The following is a 16,164-nucleotide window of genomic DNA, read 5'->3' as shown; positions in this document are numbered from 1 at the left end:
CCTACTTATCCAGTTCAACTACTTCGACGGATACGCCTGGATCTTTATTGCATTACTACTTGGCGCGTGCTGTAATCTCAACCGTTTTAGTTGTAGAGTCGTAACCTACCTGTGCTCCCAGTGCTTCAGCAAGAATGCGCACTGGTACATAGGTTATACCGTTATCCAGAAATCCATCTGCTATCTTAACCCCATTAACTTTCACAACTGCGATGACCTCTTTCTCCACTATCTGGTTCTCCTCCTGATTGATGATCCTGTTCGCTGCTTCTACTGCAGAGGGGGAGGGTCTAGATCCCGCACATAGCTGCGTAATTGTTAGTCCAAAAGTCAGCTGAAAATGAGAGTAGTCCTTGAAGCTGGTCCAATCCCCTCCCCATTCCAAACCTAAAGCCTTCCCCTGACAAACCACCTCTTGCCAATCCGCAGTATGATCCCTGTTGCCGTCCCGATTCATATCCCAAGAGACGCTTTTCCCATCCGGCAACAATAGTGCAAAATCCACAGCCAACCCATAATTGTGGTAGCTCTCCCCCCCGCGGGCATTAGTGACAATGGAACCCGGCTTAGTACGGCCTTGCGCATATAACGCATTCTGCTCAACAATTGTGCGCAGCCCTTGGGTAATAAGAATTGGAACACCGCGTGTATAAGAGCGCTCAATCAGCAGCGTAGCAGCGGTTAGTACTACGGGGTGCAGGCCGAGTAGATAGGGGGCTGATTTATTTTTCACCTGGTTCATCGTTAACATCATTATTGCCTCCGTTCTCCTGCTTGGTACCCGATTTACTCTCAAGTAAAGCCACTGCATCTTTAAAAATCGGAGGCATCGGCACCCCCATTTTCCCGGCGTTCTCAATGATACTGAGCAGTTCGTTTGCTAAATAAAAAAACACTACTGTATCACGCAAATAGTGCATATCTCCAAGCACAGCATCAATAATATGAGCAACTGTAACAAAAATAAAAATAGATATCTTCTTCGCTACTCCAATGAATCCTTTCATGCTACGCAATTCCCCGTGTATCCATGCAGCCGCCCAACCTGTTACCCAATCCACGAATACTAATATAAGCAATGCCTGCAGCATAATGGTCCATCCTCCAAATAGGTACCACACAGCAGCCCCTACTGCGGCAGATACAGCTATTACGATTTGACCTTTTTCATCCATATCGCTCCCCCCTTCTTTAGGACAAAAATAGCCCTCGGGAAATCCCGAGGGCAAAATAAAAACGCCTTCTCTATAGGCGTTGCTAGTTTTGAACATCATCCAATAACAACCTAACTTCCTCGCGGATTACAGTAGGAACCTCTTCCAACGTCTTAAGCCCCTTACGGATCAAGCTCGCATAAATTTTTGGCATTACTTCTCACCTCCAGCCAGTACAAGAACCAATTCGTACATCTCCGCTAAAGCCAACTGCGCGCTCGTGGCTTCATCTTGAGTGGCCAACAATTGCTCATAGTTGTCAGTAAGTGCAAGCTGCGTCTGTGCTAGCTCTTCACGGACTTGTTCAATTTCTGTCAGTTGCGGAGGCTTGTTGGCTTCGGCTTCTTGGTAGGCTTCCCAAGCTGATTGCAGTTCCGCTTCGGTAGGTTGGGGATCCGGTAGATTCCATGCAGCGATATACGGGCCCTCGCCGTCCGAATCATCTTGTACTACGAAATCAGTCATAGGATTGGCTGTCGGGTTTAGATACATGATTGTTTGTGCTATATTCATCCTTATTTTCCTCCTATGCTACTCTGACAATCTCGAAATTGCTATCTGTTGCCAAAGATAGATTACAAGCACTCCCACAACATACATAAATCTCTACGGTATCGTTTTTGTGTAAAAGTTCGGACGCCGATCCCGTAACGCACATGCTAGTACCCGCTTGTGCTGGAGCGTATCCCAAACGTCGATAACCAGCACCATTAACGTATAGATATAACTCACAAGCAGCGCCAGCTGATGGATTGAGAAAAGTCACAACCGAATTAATTTGGTAAATTCCTTCTTGCGACACGGTAAATCTATGCAAAGACGGGTCATAATTAGAAAGGTTATCTACGTTTTCTTGTGGAAACTGCGCCTTTGTCCACACGGCTGCTGATAATGCTTGACTAGTTGTACCATGAGCGTATGCTCTCATCGCTGGGCGCATGCTTAAAGTATTGTCTCCCCATGGGTTAACAATGCCCGGAGCACCCATGATTATTCCAGCATCTGAAACGGCGTCAAGTCCTGCTATTGCGCAATTGAAATAATCAATGCGACCACCTGCCACTGTACGGAATCGGTAGGTGTTCCCAGTTCCTATTGTTTCTTGCACTGCAACACTTCCCTTGTAGGAGGCAAATACGGCATATTGCTTATTACTTATTTCACAGTTATACACGTTAACCGTGGCACTTCCTGAAATACTAACCCCGTTTTTAGCGGTATTCACGAAGACAGACCGCGATATTGCGACTTCAAAAAATCCTGGATTCTCCATTACATAGACGCAGGAGTTATTTCGGATTGCTGGAGCATCCGTGAACTCAAAACCGTTAATGTTGATACGAATTGAGTTTCTTGTAGCGAATACATTTTTTACTTTATAGTTGATAGAAGCAGACACGGAAGCAGCGCCAGAAATTACAATTTGACCACTACCCGAATACCCACCAAGAACTATTTCATCCGTATACGTACCCGCCGCCGTTGTGATTGCTACGTCATGATTGACAATCTGTGGAATCATAGAAACAGCCTTAGCTATCGTCTTAAACGCCCCACCCGCCGTATTCACCAACCCCGTATTACTATCATTCCCATCCGTCCTTACATAGTACGTAAGTGCCGCCGTTGTCTGCTGCGGCGTAGTCGTCAACAATGGCCGTGCAGCGAGCTGCGCCTGAATCCCACTAGTCACACCATCCAAATAACCAAATTCAGTGTTGGATACCACACCTGTCCCAATCTTGGTTGCAGCAATCCCCGCTGTAGCATTCACATCAGCGTCCACAATAACCCCGGGGGTAATGGCTGTTACGCCATCTCCAGTGCTGGTTACGTCCCCCGTGTGATTGGGGTGTGTGTAATTATTCGCACCCGCAGCAATCCCCGTTAGCTTTGTTTTCTCAGCTGCAGTGTAGTCGTTGGTGGACAACTGTTTACCTGAGATTTTATCTACCTTTCCATTCACGGTGTTATCCAAAATATCCATATTCCCGTTTAGATCTGTAATATCAACAATATCTGTACCCTCTGGCTTCTTCAGTCCTAAGTTTCCTGTGGTTTGCATGATCTCACCCTCCTAACTATAAGTTCTTAATTCATTCCATGTCTTTGCACGAGCAACATTCCAATTCATCGATCGGAGCGTGGCCCACCAGGTATAGCTGTACACAAACTCATAAGCTAAATGCGCCGGTTTGATCTCTTCAATGATCTGAATTAACCCCGCCATGTTCAGCGGGATGCCCAGGGTTCCGACAAAACGTATCTCAAAGCGATACTCCGCCGGCACTTCGACAACCTCTACATCCCCTCCGGAAAAAGCCGACGCGGTCCGCCGGATCATCTCCGGCGTTGTCGTCCCGCTCCCCCGCAGCTTCGCTTTAATCATCTCCTGGCGGCTAGTCTGCGACTTTGAGGGATCGCTAGTTAATCCAAGCTCCAGTTCCCAGCGTCCAAGACTCCAAGTAGCCGTTTCGACAAAGGCCTGATTCAATACATCTATTGATCCTATTTTTAGACCACCGATCTCAATACCGAGTATTGCCTGCAGCTCCTCCATTTCCTGAACACCTTGGTAATAGTCCGGCAGATATTGCATAAGATCCTGTGCCTCAGCAGCGTTCTGGTCGGCATTGTCCATGTTCGCTGGGTACCCTACGGAGCTGTATAAAAAATTACCATCGCTCACTCATTACACCTCCAGTGCAACAATGCCGAACATCAGCACTTCAGCCTCATTTAGCAGCACGTTTCCAGCCCCACCATTTAATCTCAACTCTGTATAGTCAACAACACCCTCCGTAGAGAGCAACAAAGCACCGATTACGGACTGGCTAACATAAGTAGCCGCAAAAGCTTTCTGCTTGCGGTAATTCTCCAGAATTCCCTTGAATTGATCATTGACCGTTTGCAGTACATAACCCGGAGCAAGTGTGACCTTAGCACTGACACTGATATTTTTCCCTGCTGCCGGAGCTACAGTCACCACTGCACCAACCGGAGCTTGCCCTTCGCCTTGACCAGGTAGTGGGTCGATATACTGTTGAACCTTGGACACTAGCAGCTCGGAAGCAGGTAGAATTTCACTATCTACAATAATAACTTTTACCGTTTTGGGACCGTTCCACAGTGGAAAAACACGTGCTCCGCCCACACCCACAATCTTCAGCGCCCACTCCATATAATGATATTTATTGCCGCTGGTCGCTGGGCGTCTAGCCGAATCGAAATAGCGCTGACGCAGCGCTTCATCATCCTCAACATCATCACCAGGGATTAGCAATGCTGCTATTTCTCCACGCGCAAGCTCGGGAATATAATCTACCGGCAGCAGCGCACCAAAATAACGATTGCCATCCACACCGGCAGTTTCACTCTCTAAACGATAGGTGCCTGGGGAAAGCTTCTCCACAGCCTTATAATTCAACAATTCCAGGGAAAAGCGGCTGCCCAGTGGAACATCCAACAACTCTCCGCTACTGTTATAAAATAACCCCCGCAATTGCGCCTTACTTGCCGGACGCCGCTGAATTCCTGACCAAGCAATACAACGTTCCAAATACTCACCGGTAGCCGTATCCGCAAAATTCAGATTATTGTTCACATCAAGCTCTATATACATCTGAGCCATCTCAGCCGCTGCCGGAGATAATGCATCATAAAGAATGCTGCCTTCGCGCTTGTCCATTCCTTCCGGAACCCTGTCCAGCATCCGTTCCAGCAGGACCTCAAACGTCTGATCCTCATACACTTTCCTTCAACTCCTTTCTCAACTGGAAATTTCCATAACGTGTAATGACATTACAATAGATACTCAGAGTGTCACCGATAAAGGCAACATCCAGCGCTTCGAGTGCGGTTATTCGTTCATCCTGCAGCAAAGCTTCGCTAACGATGCGCCTGATTTCGGATCTTGCCAGCAATCGGTCTTTTCCAAGCACCAGACTCCACTCTGTTCCATAATTTGTGCTGTAGATCAAATGCTCGTAACGATCGGTTCGCAAAATCTTCACCGCTGCTTGCTCAACCGCTTTAAGTGCATCCACATGGCTCAGAATTCTTTTCCCGTCCCAATCCATCCTGTACGTAAGACTCGGAACCTCTGCACTCTCCAGCGTCGAATCTCCTGCCAACAGCGTTGTTATCGGTCCTGCCGCTCCTATCGCCGGTATCATAGGCTCACCAACCGATCGAGTACGAGATAGCTCTGTCCGCCCTGCATACGAACTAACAGCACTCGGTCTCCAGACTCTAATCCCCGTCGCAGCACTATCTCTTTGCCATCCAGCTCAAGCTTGCTTTCCATTACGGTTTCGGGGAGAACAAGCGCTGGTCCTGACAAAATGAAACGTTGATCGATCTGAATTTGCAGCGGAACTGCTGATGTTACCGTTCCATAGGAAAAAGCCACCGGATTCGTACTGCCGACGGCTCCGAGGCTCGCTTTTTTAATAATATCCAACATCAATTGCTACACCACCTTTATATCGAGGGACATGGTATGCTCCCCTCCAGAAATCTTATGTGTACATTGGTCCACCAGGAACAGCTGGGTCTCAAAGTCAGCAACCAATACATAAATGAAGTTGCCTGCCCTTACCCGCATATCGCCAATTGCCTGCACAGAGAGACTTAACTTTTCCCGATTATGCAGCTTTAACAGATTGTTCGCTTTCTCGCGGATCTGTGCATCGTTAGCCTTGTCATCCGCTTTTTGATACAGATGCAGAATTCCCCAACGTTTCACATTCTCCTTATCACTAACCGGGAAAAATTCACGTTGCCCATTCTCTTCATTGTCCTTATACAGGAAGATCGTGTTGTACGTATCGTCATCAATGCTTCTTTTTAGCGAGTAGTCGTATAGATAGTGTCCCGCTCCCAGTACCAGATTCAGCAGCATCGCATCCGGTTGATGTAGTGTCAGTTTGCCAAAGTCATCGTAAAAAGCCATTAGCATCCCCTTGTACTGGAGTTCACTGCCAATGGCTCCCATGATAATATCGAGCAGCTTTTTATCATCTTCGATCAGCGAAGGGATACGATATTCCGTCTGGTCCAACAGACCGGTCTTCAGTCCGTAATCCTTCGCGATTTTCTCAATGACTTCACTCGCAGTCACATCTTGCAATACATAACTCCCGTTGCCCAGCAAATAACGAATCTGGTCATACGCTGTCAGCTTGATTTGTTCATCCGAACCCGTATCCAAGCTAAAGACAAAGCCATAAAATACATCCATGCCATCTTTACTAAACTGGACAATATCGCCGTTATTAATGCCGAACTTCGGGTGCTGGTACACTCCGCTGTCCACTAACGTCAGCTCCAGTGTAGCCGGCTTACCAGTACGTGCAGTCTTAAGCGAGATATCCGTCACAATGCCAGAGATATCCCAGATCCTGCCCTCCTTGTTCTTTACAAGCAGCTCCATGTCTTCCCCTCCTACGGCAGCTTAATGACTTTGCCGACCGGAAGCTTCTTCAGCTCACTATCAGGAATGCCATTCAGCTTCTGTATGGCCTTATACTTACTGCCATCGCCAAAAATCTTTTGGGCAATGCTCCACAGACTGTCCCCAGCCTTCAGGGTGTAGGTAGCCGGAGCTTTTTTTTCACTGGCTCTTTTCTGCTCCGCCTTTGCTTCACCATTGACGACTTTAACAGCGACTGCCTGATAGAATACGTACTTCTTGAGGGATAGCGTGTATTCAATATCACCCGACGTCCCTGCGCTAAGCTTCCAGGTGAAACCTTCGATACTGACAGCCATATTAATCGCAAAATCATTCGTAAAGGACTGTTTCTCACTACGCTTGGATTCCTCAAGCCAATTCTGTACCTTATTCTTTTGCTCATCCTTTTCCATTTCCGGGATCTTTACTCCGGAAAAAACAAACCGGATCGGCCTGCGGCTCACCATCCACTTCTTAATCAGCTCCACGTAATCGAAAGGCTTCCGCAGTTCCGCATCCGGCACAAGCACGAAGGGATACCTTTGCGCCGGAAAAACACTTTCGATGCTAATCTCCGTCAGCTTCGGATAAGCAATCGCATTAATTTCACCCAAATCAATAATGGTGTAGCTTTTGCCATCCCCTGACTCCTTGATCTCCAGCGTTTCCGGGTTGATGGGCAGCCTGAACAGATCCTCTTGATTGTTAAAGCTAAGAAAAATACCATACTCCTCCACGTTACGTATACACCCCCTGAGCTGTAGAGACAAATTCCTCATTCAGCTTTTGCCCGATCTTATTAATAATGGCGTCGATGTCTCCAGCATTGTTGATATTGCCAGTCGTCACCTGCACCGTCGGCGTAAGCTCGACAAAATTCTGAATGGACTGAATCTCCGCCAGCTCACGCAGCATTTTCAGGTCATCGCTGGAGATGTCTACGGTGTCGTTGATGGAGCCTAATTCGTTCACACTCTTTACGTTGTTAATATTTGTCGGAGTTGCTGCCGGCAGACCCGAATTACCCGTGAAATTCTTCATACCATCCAGTATGCTAGGGACTGGTACGCTTTTGGGAATTGGCGCCTTCGGAACGATGGAGGTGTCCCCAGGATGGGTTGAATTCCATTGGTTGGTAGTGCTTTCATTATTTGAACTATTGCCCCCAATATTCAAACTCTTTTTGAGTTTATCCATATTGAAATCTTGGGTATTATCCGCTGCTGCATTGAAAGTCCCCTCGATATTGGCCTGAATATCCTGCTTGAACTCACTGCTATCCACATGCTCAAGCTGTATATTAATCGCCGTATCAATCCCGATGAACTTCCCAACAGCCCCAACCACTTTATTAATACCACCAATAAGAAAGTTGGCAGCGTCAATAACACCATTGATAAATCCTGCCCACATATCAATCACAAATCCAACAAAATCAGCTACAATTTGCCCTATTGACCGGAACAGATTAGCCAGAAAATCCCTCACCGGTTGAAGAGCCGCAACAATTCCCAAGAAAGCAACAATCAGCGCAATAATTAGCCCAATTACAAGCGCAATAGGATTAGCATTCATCACAGCGTTGTAAATGCCTTGTGCTACAGTTGCAATACCTGTGGCAATTGCAGCCATATTAGTCGCAATTGCGGCTACTCCCATTGCTATTTGGTACGCTAATACACCCGCAACAATCCCCAGAATGATTGGTAATACAAATGGTAATGTAGTACTAAGCACACTCCAAAGGAATAGCGCACCCTGCACAACTGCTGAGAAACCTTGCGCCAACAGGGCCAACCCGATTGCCATACCATCGATGATCGGTTGAAAGGTTCCATCCGAAAAAGCTTCGTTTAGAATACTTAGTAGTGGAGCAAAAGCTTGCAAAGCCCCCTGTCCCATAGAAGCCAATGAGTTATTGTAATTACCCATCAGCGTCTGCCATTGGTTCACAGGAGAATCCATCATTATCTGCAGCGCATCGCTAGTCATTCCCGCTGTACTCATGATATCGCCCAAGGTGCTCAGGAACGCTTCCATATTCCCCGTCTTGGCTACCAGATCCAGCCCACCCAGATCTTCTTCATCGACCTGCAACATAGAAGCCAGCTCACCGGAATCCCCCTCAAAAGCGGAGCTAATCGCCGATGAGGTGTCCCCGATGTCCTTGCCTTCCGGAGATAACATACTCATTTTTGTGGAATAGTCCATTAACTTGTCCAATTGATCAGTATTTTGAGTTTTGGGGTAAAAGGATAAGGCACTCTCCATCGACTTGCTTACATCCTGTCCGGTCTCAAGCGCTCTTTCTTTAAATTTATCAAACATGGCCAGGCCGACAGCAGAATCGCCAGTTTTGGCCTTGAACAGATCCCCCCATTTTTGCTGTTCCGCGGCTGGCTCAAGAACCTTCTCCATTACACCTTTAACTTTTTCCGCAACACCTTTAGCTTTATCAAAAGCTCCTGTAAGCTTTTCCCACACACTCACTTGTTTTTGAGCCTCTCCGACTCCGGTGCCCGCCGCTGAATTCAGCCTTTTTTGAGCTTCGACAGCCCCTCCAATAGAAGCTTCTATCCTGGTATAAGCAGAACTGTAATCATTAATAATGTTATATACCGGTTTATTGACTACTTTCATACTAATTCGGTTCAGCGTCGCGGAAAAGGAATTCGATATATTCGCAGAAACCTGATTAGTAATCTGGTTCGTAATGTCAGTAAGCCATTGGTTTGAGACCTGCTGTATTCCAGCCATATTAGTCTGTATACCTGCCATTCATTCACCTCCCTCATTATCTTTTCTTCCCCTTACTCCTTGCCTGCTGACGCTTCTCCTCATCCACCCGAACAGCGATCATCGCATAAATAGCAGCTCGTTCACGTGTAGACAGCTTCATCAGCTCATGCGGTAAAATATGCAGCTCGTGGAGAGCGTAGTAAGCCAGGTTGGCTTCACTGTCGCCTCCGTTAATTAGTTTTTTACTTCATCTACCAGCTCATTCATATCAGTACCAAAGCCATTCAGGGCCTGTACCCGCTCCCCAAGTGCCGCGAACTCACCGGGCAGCAGCATTTTGCGCAGCAGTGCTTCAGCACCAAGGACACTGTAAGAGCGCTGCAGCTCCGCATTTTTCAGATCGGGATGCATGACACTGGATGTCATCAGCTTGGCCATATAATCATTGGGATCAATTTCAGGAGTGTAAGCTCCATTCTTCCCCTTCACCTTACGAGTAGCAGCTTTACGGCATTCCTGATTCTCATCCTCGGTCATACTGCGCAGCTTCCAAGCAACGGCGGCCCCTTCCTTATCTTTAAATCGTTGGGAGACCACAAATTCTTCCGTTGTATCACAAGCCACATTCTGTGCAAAAAACAAACTTAATTCACTCATTGTTATCCTCCTGAAATTGATTTAATTATAGACAGAGAAGAGGCCCGCTGCCAACCTCACACCCGGGCCGTTCTTGCTCACATCTATATTGGTTCTTTCACATCTCGATAGATATCCTTAACAGCTTACAGACCAGTTCCTGCCGCTGTCCCGAAGGCCTGTGCAATCTCCACATCCTCAAAGGTAAAGCTCACTTCTTCTTCCAACGCATCCGACTCGGTATCGAGCGAAGCCATAATAACGCTATCCAAGTTCACACCTTTTAGCAAAATCCGCTGCGCTCCAACGCTGGATGAAGGGTCTTCATTCGTGACTTCAATATCAAAATATTGATCGACACCCGTATTCATATAATCCAGCATCATTTGGCGGAAACGGCTGGTCATATAGAAAATCGTCATCGATCCGCTGCCCGACCACCCGGTCGCTTTATGCTGAACGCCCCGACGGCCAAGTGTCTTCACCTCCGCTTTTTGCTTCTCTACAGTCGCTTCCATCGTCTTCACGTAGAACATTTCTTCCGTTTGTGTACCAATTACAGCATAAGCGCGGCCTTCCTGGCCGGAAAGGGTATCGCTAGCTTTCAAGAACGCCATCTTAAACCACCTTCACTTTCATATATACTTTTTCAACCGAATCTACTGGCTTCACGGCAGCTTCCAGCACAATGCTGTCACTATCCGTACCAGCCACCACGACGATATCTGTTTGCGAATTGAAACCTTCAATGGCCCCGATATTTTGCAGTTCATTCATGTAAGTCGCACATTGCGACCAGAAGAGCGCACGGCCGTCCTCATTATTTGCTACCTTGCCGATAAAATAGCTTTCAAAAATAGTCTTCAAATCATTCGCAATTCCGTCCAACACACGCAGCACACGATTCTTAGAGAAAGCTTTGCCCTTGTCCGGTGAATAAGCCGTAAATGTATTAATATCCTGTTCCACCACAGCCCGGCCTCCGCTGTAAGTAAAGAGCAGCTCACCGTTTAACAATGCTGCTGTCGTCTCGGAATAGCTAAAGCGTACATCAGCGTCAACCGCATCGTCATAGGCTTGATAAGTCAGCGATTCATTCACCGCAGCAGCCGCAGTAGCACCAGCCACCCAGGCAACCGCGCCTGTTTTATCGATGGTTGTACCGTCGCTCAGTACCACACCATTCTTGACACTGATTATCCCTTCATGGTCAGCCGTGGCGTAGTCCGACAATACTGTTTGTACCTTTTTCCCTTCGACATCACGCAAGCGCTTCACGAATGAGGTATATAACGCCTTAAGTAAGTTGTCCTGAGACAATAAACCTACCGTTTGGAAGTCCTGAACCTCCAGCGCAGATAGGAAATCACTATGCTCCTGATTAGTCACTGTACCGTTCGTTCCACCTATTAGCGGCAAACCTGCGGTCAGCGACAAGCCAGTCGTACCGTTCACTTGAAATTGCACATAATCATTGGGTAGCAATGCTTCAGCAACTCCCACCGTTTGCTTATCCTGCTCTATACCATCAAGGAGCGTTTTCACATCAAACAACACATTGTTTTCGATGTTTTTCTCAATGACCACAGAAATATCATTGCCGCGAGCGCCACCGTATTTTGCAGTAATCTGTAGTCCGTTATTAGTCACCGCCGCTTTTACGCCCTCATTCAGACGATACAGCAGCAACGTTCCAGCCCGCTTCAGTGCTTCACGCACCGACAGCAGCGTAGGATGGGTCAGATCATAGCCTAGCAGCTTAGCCACATCATCCTGCGGTGTTAGCTTAACAATCACTCCTGATTGCCCCCAAGGCAGTGTAAGCGCCAGTGCCGTGATTCCACGTTCCCCCATTTTACCGATGGCACTTTGATTCGTTGCTACATTTACGTAAACTCCGGGGCGCACCTTATTTTGCGTTGTCCATGTTCCTCCAACCATTAAATAACCTCCTTATTTAAAAAAAGTACCAGTAATTCTTTCGCATCTTCCACCGTATAGCTCTGTTCATCTTGCAAAATAACGTTCAGCACATCTTTTTCCTGTGGTAAAAAAATCGTCGATTCCATAATCTGCCCTTTGCCAAATAAATTACTGTTACTGCTTGTCTCATTTGTACTCATTTCAGTTGTTCTCCTCCTGTCATTTGGCCCATCTTCACCGCTTCCGACTGATCACTTTGCAGATAAAGCATATAATCCACCGTAAAAAGCGGCCCCCGCTCGGCTGTCCCAGCCTCCCAAGCATGCCGAACACTGCGCACAGAAACATCTTCCTTCTCAATCACTGCCAGCGCTTCTCGAAGCTCATCAGCCATTTCCTCACCTCTTAGCAGGCTGCCCTGCTCATAGCGGATACCAAAGTGGTAAACAGCCAGATACCTGCCCTCACGCTGCCGATCAAAGGTTGCTGAGATCATTGCCGGTTGAAAATAAGCTGCCTGCGGTTTCTCTCCATTCACGTAAACGGGTATATCTGGAAAATACCGTTCAAGCGCATTTGTGATGTTATCCCGCAGTTGTTGTTGTGCGGACATGTTAATAAATACTCATCCTCCTTTTTGAACTAGGAATTAAAAATGGATACGATCCACTAGGGATAATATCCACTTCTTGGTTAGGCAACTGCTTAGAAGAATCTTTCACCGCGATAGTGTTTAGTAGAGCATTCATGCTCCTGCGGTGTTCTTCTGCTTCATTTGCCATGTTATAATCATACCCCCTCAACTTCCGCCTAGAGACGGTATTCCAGCGATGTTTGGGATGAGTTAGGGATGGCTTAGAGCGCTTTTTCGCCGAAAAAAAACTGCATCATCCATTAAGGACAATACAGCCAGGATCGTTGTTTTTAAAATCCAATTTTCCATCTCATACTTCTGATTTCACCCACCCACTTAAACTGTGCTGCCGATTCTCTCTGCATGTTCTTTCAGTTCCGTCTGCGTTTTAGGAGTTGCTTTTGTTAGTGAATTCAGAGACAGCAGTCCAAGATCCATTAAAGCCAATGCCATCTTATAAAAAGCCTTCGAGCGTATCTTTACATAAGTGTCCTTGCTGACAGGCGGATCAAACACATGATTATAGATCGTGTAATCGTACGTCTCATCCCGTTTCATATACCTTTCGTGCACCAACTGCTGCTCCCTCGTCTCAAGTCTCTCCACAACAGAATCAATCGCCGTACAAAAAGCTCTCCTAGCAGCAGGCACGTCTACATTATGCGCAGCAAGCGCGGCAGTCTGATCAGTAACAGTATTCGTAGGACCATGGAATCTCTCAGTATAAGAGTAAGTGATTCCGGCCTCCTTTGCCTCAAATGTAACTGTCTTAAAAATGCGGTATTTCTCTAACAGACCTTCTATAGCAATTTGAGTCTGACGGCGATCCAGTTCCGGTAAAGTTGAAGTTAACAAGTTCATCATGTATGCACTCCTTTGTGATTAATGGATAGAAAATAAATTAGCAGAAATCCCTAGAGAAATATGGTAGAATTCTTCTTGTTCGTATATTGTTCGTATTTTTCTATAATATACCACTTATCTACCAATTCCGTAAAATGCCGTTTGAGGCTGTTTTAGTCCAAAAAAGCCATACTTCCCTATTTTATCTTGCCTTTTGGCATCATACTGCTCTTTTCATATTTACCTTTTGGTAAAAATGGCTTATATTAATAGCAATAGCCAATAGCAGATAAGGAGTCGGTCAAGATGAAAGCAGAATTTGGGGATTATCTGAAACAGCTGCGAGAGGCAAAGGGACTGACGATTAACCATTTGGCAACAGCAGCCGGAATTAGCGGTTCACAGATTTCACGGATAGAAAATGGACTGAGAGGTGTTCCTAAGCCTGATACATTGCGTAAAATTGCTCAAGCTATTGAGGTCTCCTATGAGGAGCTTATGGAGCACGCTGGTTATTTACCGCAACAGGCCCCATCCAGTGTTAATGTCGTTCCAGAGTGGGCTACAAGCAAGGATAAGCGAGATTTTCGAAAGATGCTGGAGGATGACGGAGAGCTAATGTTTGACGGGATACCGTTAGATCAGGAAGACAAACAGAGGATAAAGGATGTGCTGACTGGTTTGTTCTGGGAGGCCAAACAAATGAACAAAAGAAAACAACAGAAGAATGATCCAGAGTCCAATAAATAACACTACTACTACACTAACATGCTGCAGGTGAAGAAAATGGATGAATTGATCAATAATTTGCTTAAAAAATATAAAACCAACTGTCCATTTGAGCTTTCCAGAGCGCTCGGGATACACATTCGTTTCATGAATCTGGGAGCAGTCACAAAGGGCTTATATTACAGGAAATTAAGAAGAAGATTTATTGTCATTCATAATGAGCTACCTCTAGAGTGGCAGCGATTTGTTTGTGCGCATGAATTAGGACATGATCGCCTCCACAAAGGCATCAACCGTTTTTTTCTGGAAGAGAGTTCCTACTTCTCACCAGGTAAGCTGGAACGTCAAGCCAACCTTTTTGCCTTGAAGCTACTATCTGCCAATAGTCTTCCCGATCAGGATGAGTCACTGAACAGTTATTATTTGCGGATTGGAATTCCTCCGGAAGTTAGATTCTACACACAAGATTAATAAATGGTTCTTTCTAATAAAACAACAAAAAACTCTTACCTAAGTAAGAGTTTTTGTCAGCTATGAACTGTAAGTGTATCGGGACGACACGATTTGAACATGCGACCCCCTGGTCCCAAACCAGGTGCTCTACCAAGCTGAGCTACGTCCCGAAACTATAAAAATAAAATATGGAGCGGGTGATGGGAATCGAACCCACGCTATCAGCTTGGAAGGCTGAAGTTCTACCATTGAACTACACCCGCAAAGGTGTAAAATCGGGACGACACGATTTGAACATGCGACCCCCTGGTCCCAAACCAGGTGCTCTACCAAGCTGAGCTACGTCCCGACAATATAAAATTAAGAATGCTTCCAAAAAAATGGTGCGCCCTGAGGAATTCGAATCCCCGGCCTTTTGATTCGTAGTCAAACGCTCTATCCAGCTGAGCTAAGGGCGCATATAAAACTATTGGAGCGGACGACGGGAATCGAACCCGCGACCCTCGCCTTGGCAAGGCGATGCTCTACCGCTGAGCCACGTCCGCAAATAAGTGGTGCGCGTGGAGGGACTTGAACCCCCACGTCATAAACGCTAGATCCTAAGTCTAGTGCGTCTGCCAATTCCGCCACACGCGCACAATACAAATAAAAATGGTGAGCCATGAAGGATTCGAACCTTCGACACCCTGATTAAAAGTCAGGTGCTCTACCAGCTGAGCTAATGGCTCTCACTTGGCTGGGGATATAGGAATCGAACCTATGATGACGGAGTCAAAGTCCGTTGCCTTACCGCTTGGCTAAACCCCAATGTTGGATACCTTATATTGCCCATAATCTCACAGAATATAATGACGATTATGGTGGAGGCTGAGGGGTTCGAACCCCCGACCCTCTGCTTGTAAGGCAGATGCTCTCCCAGCTGAGCTAAGCCTCCGTATGTATGGTGACCCTCAAAGGGTAAGGATAAGTGAAATTTGGTGACCCGTATGGGATTCGAACCCATGTTACCTCCGTGAAAGGGAGGTGTCTTAACCCCTTGACCAACGGGCCTAATAAATCTGTGGAGCTCTCAACCGGATTCGAACCGGTGACCTCATCCTTACCATGGATGCACTCTACCTACTGAGCTATGAGAGCATGGCTCCCCGAACAGGGCTCGAACCTGTGACAACTCGATTAACAGTCGAGTGCTCTACCAACTGAGCTATCAGGGAAAATCGCTTGGCAACGTCCTACTCTCCCAGGACCCTTCGGTCCAAGTACCATCGGCGCTGGAGGGCTTAACGGTCGTGTTCGGGATGGGTACGTGTGGAACCCCTCCGCTATCGCCACCAAACGGGCATTTACAGCGTAAATGCATTATTCAGGTACAGCATCGCCAAATGCTGAAAACAATATCTTCACCAAGTAGCCACTAGGACTCCATCGATTAGAAAATTGATTCCTGAAAACTGAATCCGAATCGAATTTGCGTTTCTTGCTTGTTTAGGATAAGCCCTCGACCGATTAGTATTGGTCAGCTCCATGCATTGCTGCAC

The 16,164-nt window shown here is 46.7% G+C and carries 21 protein-coding genes, 12 tRNA genes and 1 rRNA gene; 2 read left to right on the top strand and 32 right to left on the bottom strand.

The annotated features are described in order from the left end of the window. Positions 1-55 precede the first annotated feature (55 nt). From GJB61_RS29155 to GJB61_RS29070, 19 genes are all read right to left on the bottom strand, one after another. Positions 56-742, bottom strand: coding sequence for a M15 family metallopeptidase (locus tag GJB61_RS29155; protein ID WP_420819782.1), 687 nt, complete (start codon positions 740-742; stop codon positions 56-58). Continuing rightward, the gene (locus GJB61_RS29150) at positions 723-1,175 is read right to left on the bottom strand and encodes a phage holin family protein (protein WP_154122539.1); all 453 of its coding nucleotides are present in this window, start codon (positions 1,173-1,175) and stop codon (positions 723-725) included. Before GJB61_RS29150 ends, GJB61_RS29155 begins: the two co-directional genes overlap by 20 nt. 82 nt (positions 1,176-1,257) lie before the next feature. Then, the gene (locus GJB61_RS32040; protein ID WP_229522518.1) at positions 1,258-1,368 is read right to left on the bottom strand and encodes a CD1375 family protein; all 111 of its coding nucleotides are present in this window, start codon (positions 1,366-1,368) and stop codon (positions 1,258-1,260) included. Continuing rightward, positions 1,368-1,727, bottom strand: a complete 360-nt coding sequence (locus GJB61_RS29145; RefSeq protein ID WP_154122538.1) for an XkdW family protein — start codon at positions 1,725-1,727, stop codon at positions 1,368-1,370. Before GJB61_RS29145 ends, GJB61_RS32040 begins: the two co-directional genes overlap by 1 nt. A gap of 13 nt (positions 1,728-1,740) precedes the next feature. Beyond that, a complete protein-coding gene (locus tag GJB61_RS29140) occupies positions 1,741-3,279 on the bottom strand; it encodes a hypothetical protein (RefSeq protein WP_154122537.1) in 1,539 nt (512 codons plus the stop codon). Positions 3,280-3,291: 12 nt separating this feature from the next. Then, on the bottom strand, positions 3,292-3,903 hold the full coding sequence (locus GJB61_RS29135) for a putative phage tail protein (protein WP_338116191.1): 612 nt from the start codon (positions 3,901-3,903) through the stop codon (positions 3,292-3,294). Positions 3,904-3,906: 3 nt separating this feature from the next. Next, on the bottom strand, positions 3,907-4,965 hold the full coding sequence (locus GJB61_RS29130) for a baseplate J/gp47 family protein (protein WP_338116190.1): 1,059 nt from the start codon (positions 4,963-4,965) through the stop codon (positions 3,907-3,909). Next, complete coding sequence (locus GJB61_RS29125) at positions 4,958-5,389, bottom strand: DUF2634 domain-containing protein (protein WP_154122536.1); 432 nt, start codon at positions 5,387-5,389, stop codon at positions 4,958-4,960. Before GJB61_RS29125 ends, GJB61_RS29130 begins: the two co-directional genes overlap by 8 nt. After that, the gene (locus tag GJB61_RS29120) at positions 5,386-5,679 is read right to left on the bottom strand and encodes a DUF2577 domain-containing protein (protein ID WP_154122567.1); all 294 of its coding nucleotides are present in this window, start codon (positions 5,677-5,679) and stop codon (positions 5,386-5,388) included. The genes GJB61_RS29125 and GJB61_RS29120 overlap by 4 nt, the downstream gene beginning before the upstream one ends. 6 nt (positions 5,680-5,685) lie before the next feature. Then, positions 5,686-6,648, bottom strand: coding sequence for an XkdQ/YqbQ family protein (locus GJB61_RS29115; RefSeq protein WP_154122535.1), 963 nt, complete (start codon positions 6,646-6,648; stop codon positions 5,686-5,688). Positions 6,649-6,659: 11 nt separating this feature from the next. Next, positions 6,660-7,406 carry a LysM peptidoglycan-binding domain-containing protein gene (locus tag GJB61_RS29110; protein ID WP_338116189.1) on the bottom strand — a complete coding sequence of 249 codons (747 nt, stop codon included), beginning with the start codon at positions 7,404-7,406 and terminating at the stop codon, positions 6,660-6,662. A gap of 1 nt (position 7,407) precedes the next feature. Continuing rightward, complete coding sequence (locus GJB61_RS29105; protein WP_154122533.1) at positions 7,408-9,447, bottom strand: phage tail tape measure protein; 2,040 nt, start codon at positions 9,445-9,447, stop codon at positions 7,408-7,410. Positions 9,448-9,642: 195 nt separating this feature from the next. After that, entirely contained in the window at positions 9,643-10,065 is a 423-nt protein-coding gene (locus GJB61_RS29100; RefSeq protein ID WP_154122532.1) for a phage tail assembly chaperone, read from the bottom strand. 125 nt (positions 10,066-10,190) lie between these two features. Continuing rightward, positions 10,191-10,661: a phage tail tube protein gene (locus tag GJB61_RS29095; RefSeq protein WP_154122531.1), complete on the bottom strand. Its 471-nt coding sequence runs from the start codon at positions 10,659-10,661 to the stop codon at positions 10,191-10,193. A gap of 1 nt (position 10,662) precedes the next feature. Further along, on the bottom strand, positions 10,663-11,985 hold the full coding sequence (locus GJB61_RS29090) for a phage tail sheath family protein (protein WP_154122530.1): 1,323 nt from the start codon (positions 11,983-11,985) through the stop codon (positions 10,663-10,665). Continuing rightward, positions 11,985-12,167 carry a hypothetical protein gene (locus tag GJB61_RS29085; RefSeq protein WP_154122529.1) on the bottom strand — a complete coding sequence of 61 codons (183 nt, stop codon included), beginning with the start codon at positions 12,165-12,167 and terminating at the stop codon, positions 11,985-11,987. The genes GJB61_RS29090 and GJB61_RS29085 overlap by 1 nt, the downstream gene beginning before the upstream one ends. Further along, positions 12,164-12,580, bottom strand: a complete 417-nt coding sequence (locus GJB61_RS29080; RefSeq protein ID WP_154122528.1) for a phage tail terminator family protein — start codon at positions 12,578-12,580, stop codon at positions 12,164-12,166. Before GJB61_RS29080 ends, GJB61_RS29085 begins: the two co-directional genes overlap by 4 nt. Before the next feature lies 1 nt (position 12,581). Beyond that, entirely contained in the window at positions 12,582-12,749 is a 168-nt protein-coding gene (locus GJB61_RS29075) for a hypothetical protein (RefSeq protein ID WP_154122527.1), read from the bottom strand. Between the two features lie 188 nt (positions 12,750-12,937). Then, positions 12,938-13,462, bottom strand: a complete 525-nt coding sequence (locus GJB61_RS29070; RefSeq protein WP_154122566.1) for an ArpU family phage packaging/lysis transcriptional regulator — start codon at positions 13,460-13,462, stop codon at positions 12,938-12,940. Positions 13,463-13,750: 288 nt separating this feature from the next. Here GJB61_RS29070 and GJB61_RS29065 point away from each other — a divergent pair, with 288 nt between their 5' ends. Both GJB61_RS29065 and GJB61_RS29060 read left to right on the top strand, forming a co-directional pair. Continuing rightward, positions 13,751-14,194 carry a helix-turn-helix domain-containing protein gene (locus tag GJB61_RS29065; protein ID WP_154122526.1) on the top strand — a complete coding sequence of 148 codons (444 nt, stop codon included), beginning with the start codon at positions 13,751-13,753 and terminating at the stop codon, positions 14,192-14,194. Between the two features lie 36 nt (positions 14,195-14,230). Beyond that, positions 14,231-14,644 (top strand): ImmA/IrrE family metallo-endopeptidase, encoded by a 414-nt coding sequence (locus tag GJB61_RS29060; protein WP_154122525.1) that lies wholly within the window; start codon positions 14,231-14,233, stop codon positions 14,642-14,644. 78 nt (positions 14,645-14,722) lie between these two features. Here GJB61_RS29060 and GJB61_RS29055 read toward each other — a convergent pair. The 13 genes from GJB61_RS29055 to rrf all read right to left on the bottom strand — a co-directional run bounded on the left by GJB61_RS29055 (position 14,723) and on the right by rrf (position 15,962). After that, positions 14,723-14,796: transfer RNA gene (locus GJB61_RS29055), tRNA-Pro, on the bottom strand. Between the two features lie 19 nt (positions 14,797-14,815). Next, positions 14,816-14,889: transfer RNA gene (locus GJB61_RS29050), tRNA-Gly, on the bottom strand. Between the two features lie 12 nt (positions 14,890-14,901). Then, positions 14,902-14,975, bottom strand: a tRNA-Pro gene (locus GJB61_RS29045). 32 nt (positions 14,976-15,007) lie between these two features. After that, a tRNA-Arg gene (locus GJB61_RS29040) sits at positions 15,008-15,084 on the bottom strand. 12 nt (positions 15,085-15,096) lie between these two features. Beyond that, a tRNA-Gly gene (locus GJB61_RS29035) sits at positions 15,097-15,171 on the bottom strand. A 7-nt stretch (positions 15,172-15,178) separates the two neighbouring features. After that, positions 15,179-15,262: transfer RNA gene (locus GJB61_RS29030), tRNA-Leu, on the bottom strand. A 16-nt stretch (positions 15,263-15,278) separates the two neighbouring features. Next, positions 15,279-15,354, bottom strand: a tRNA-Lys gene (locus GJB61_RS29025). A gap of 5 nt (positions 15,355-15,359) precedes the next feature. Further along, positions 15,360-15,433: transfer RNA gene (locus GJB61_RS29020), tRNA-Gln, on the bottom strand. Between the two features lie 51 nt (positions 15,434-15,484). Further along, positions 15,485-15,560 (bottom strand) — tRNA-Val (locus tag GJB61_RS29015). A 41-nt stretch (positions 15,561-15,601) separates the two neighbouring features. Next, positions 15,602-15,676, bottom strand: a tRNA-Glu gene (locus tag GJB61_RS29010). A gap of 11 nt (positions 15,677-15,687) precedes the next feature. After that, positions 15,688-15,763: transfer RNA gene (locus GJB61_RS29005), tRNA-Thr, on the bottom strand. A gap of 1 nt (position 15,764) precedes the next feature. Next, positions 15,765-15,840 (bottom strand) — tRNA-Asn (locus GJB61_RS29000). A gap of 5 nt (positions 15,841-15,845) precedes the next feature. Continuing rightward, positions 15,846-15,962 (bottom strand): 5S ribosomal RNA (gene rrf, locus GJB61_RS28995). Between the last annotated feature and the right edge of the window lie 202 nt (positions 15,963-16,164).

This window comes from Paenibacillus monticola (assembly GCF_009664975.1).
Taxonomy (GTDB): Bacteria; Bacillota; Bacilli; order Paenibacillales; family Paenibacillaceae; genus Paenibacillus_AQ; species Paenibacillus_AQ monticola.
Note: the sequence above shows the minus strand (reverse complement) of the source record. Positions and strands in the feature narration are given on the sequence as shown.

What these genes read in the sequence shown, in the direction of transcription:
- GJB61_RS29155 (WP_420819782.1), bottom strand. Translation starts at nt 742, where the DNA reads ATGAACCAGGTGAAAAATAAATCAGCCCCCTATCTACTCGGCCTGCAC.
- GJB61_RS29150 (WP_154122539.1), bottom strand. Translation starts at nt 1,175, where the DNA reads ATGGATGAAAAAGGTCAAATCGTAATAGCTGTATCTGCCGCAGTAGGG.
- GJB61_RS32040 (WP_229522518.1), bottom strand. Translation starts at nt 1,368, where the DNA reads ATGCCAAAAATTTATGCGAGCTTGATCCGTAAGGGGCTTAAGACGTTG.
- GJB61_RS29145 (WP_154122538.1), bottom strand. Translation starts at nt 1,727, where the DNA reads ATGAATATAGCACAAACAATCATGTATCTAAACCCGACAGCCAATCCT.
- GJB61_RS29140 (WP_154122537.1), bottom strand. Translation starts at nt 3,279, where the DNA reads ATGCAAACCACAGGAAACTTAGGACTGAAGAAGCCAGAGGGTACAGAT.
- GJB61_RS29125 (WP_154122536.1), bottom strand. Translation starts at nt 5,389, where the DNA reads ATGATACCGGCGATAGGAGCGGCAGGACCGATAACAACGCTGTTGGCA.
- GJB61_RS29120 (WP_154122567.1), bottom strand. Translation starts at nt 5,679, where the DNA reads ATGTTGGATATTATTAAAAAAGCGAGCCTCGGAGCCGTCGGCAGTACG.
- GJB61_RS29115 (WP_154122535.1), bottom strand. Translation starts at nt 6,648, where the DNA reads ATGGAGCTGCTTGTAAAGAACAAGGAGGGCAGGATCTGGGATATCTCT.
- GJB61_RS29105 (WP_154122533.1), bottom strand. Translation starts at nt 9,447, where the DNA reads ATGGCAGGTATACAGACTAATATGGCTGGAATACAGCAGGTCTCAAAC.
- GJB61_RS29100 (WP_154122532.1), bottom strand. Translation starts at nt 10,065, where the DNA reads ATGAGTGAATTAAGTTTGTTTTTTGCACAGAATGTGGCTTGTGATACA.
- GJB61_RS29095 (WP_154122531.1), bottom strand. Translation starts at nt 10,661, where the DNA reads ATGGCGTTCTTGAAAGCTAGCGATACCCTTTCCGGCCAGGAAGGCCGC.
- GJB61_RS29090 (WP_154122530.1), bottom strand. Translation starts at nt 11,985, where the DNA reads ATGGTTGGAGGAACATGGACAACGCAAAATAAGGTGCGCCCCGGAGTT.
- GJB61_RS29085 (WP_154122529.1), bottom strand. Translation starts at nt 12,167, where the DNA reads ATGAGTACAAATGAGACAAGCAGTAACAGTAATTTATTTGGCAAAGGG.
- GJB61_RS29080 (WP_154122528.1), bottom strand. Translation starts at nt 12,580, where the DNA reads ATGTCCGCACAACAACAACTGCGGGATAACATCACAAATGCGCTTGAA.
- GJB61_RS29075 (WP_154122527.1), bottom strand. Translation starts at nt 12,749, where the DNA reads ATGGCAAATGAAGCAGAAGAACACCGCAGGAGCATGAATGCTCTACTA.
- GJB61_RS29070 (WP_154122566.1), bottom strand. Translation starts at nt 13,462, where the DNA reads ATGAACTTGTTAACTTCAACTTTACCGGAACTGGATCGCCGTCAGACT.
- GJB61_RS29065 (WP_154122526.1), top strand. Translation starts at nt 13,751, where the DNA reads ATGAAAGCAGAATTTGGGGATTATCTGAAACAGCTGCGAGAGGCAAAG.
- GJB61_RS29060 (WP_154122525.1), top strand. Translation starts at nt 14,231, where the DNA reads ATGGATGAATTGATCAATAATTTGCTTAAAAAATATAAAACCAACTGT.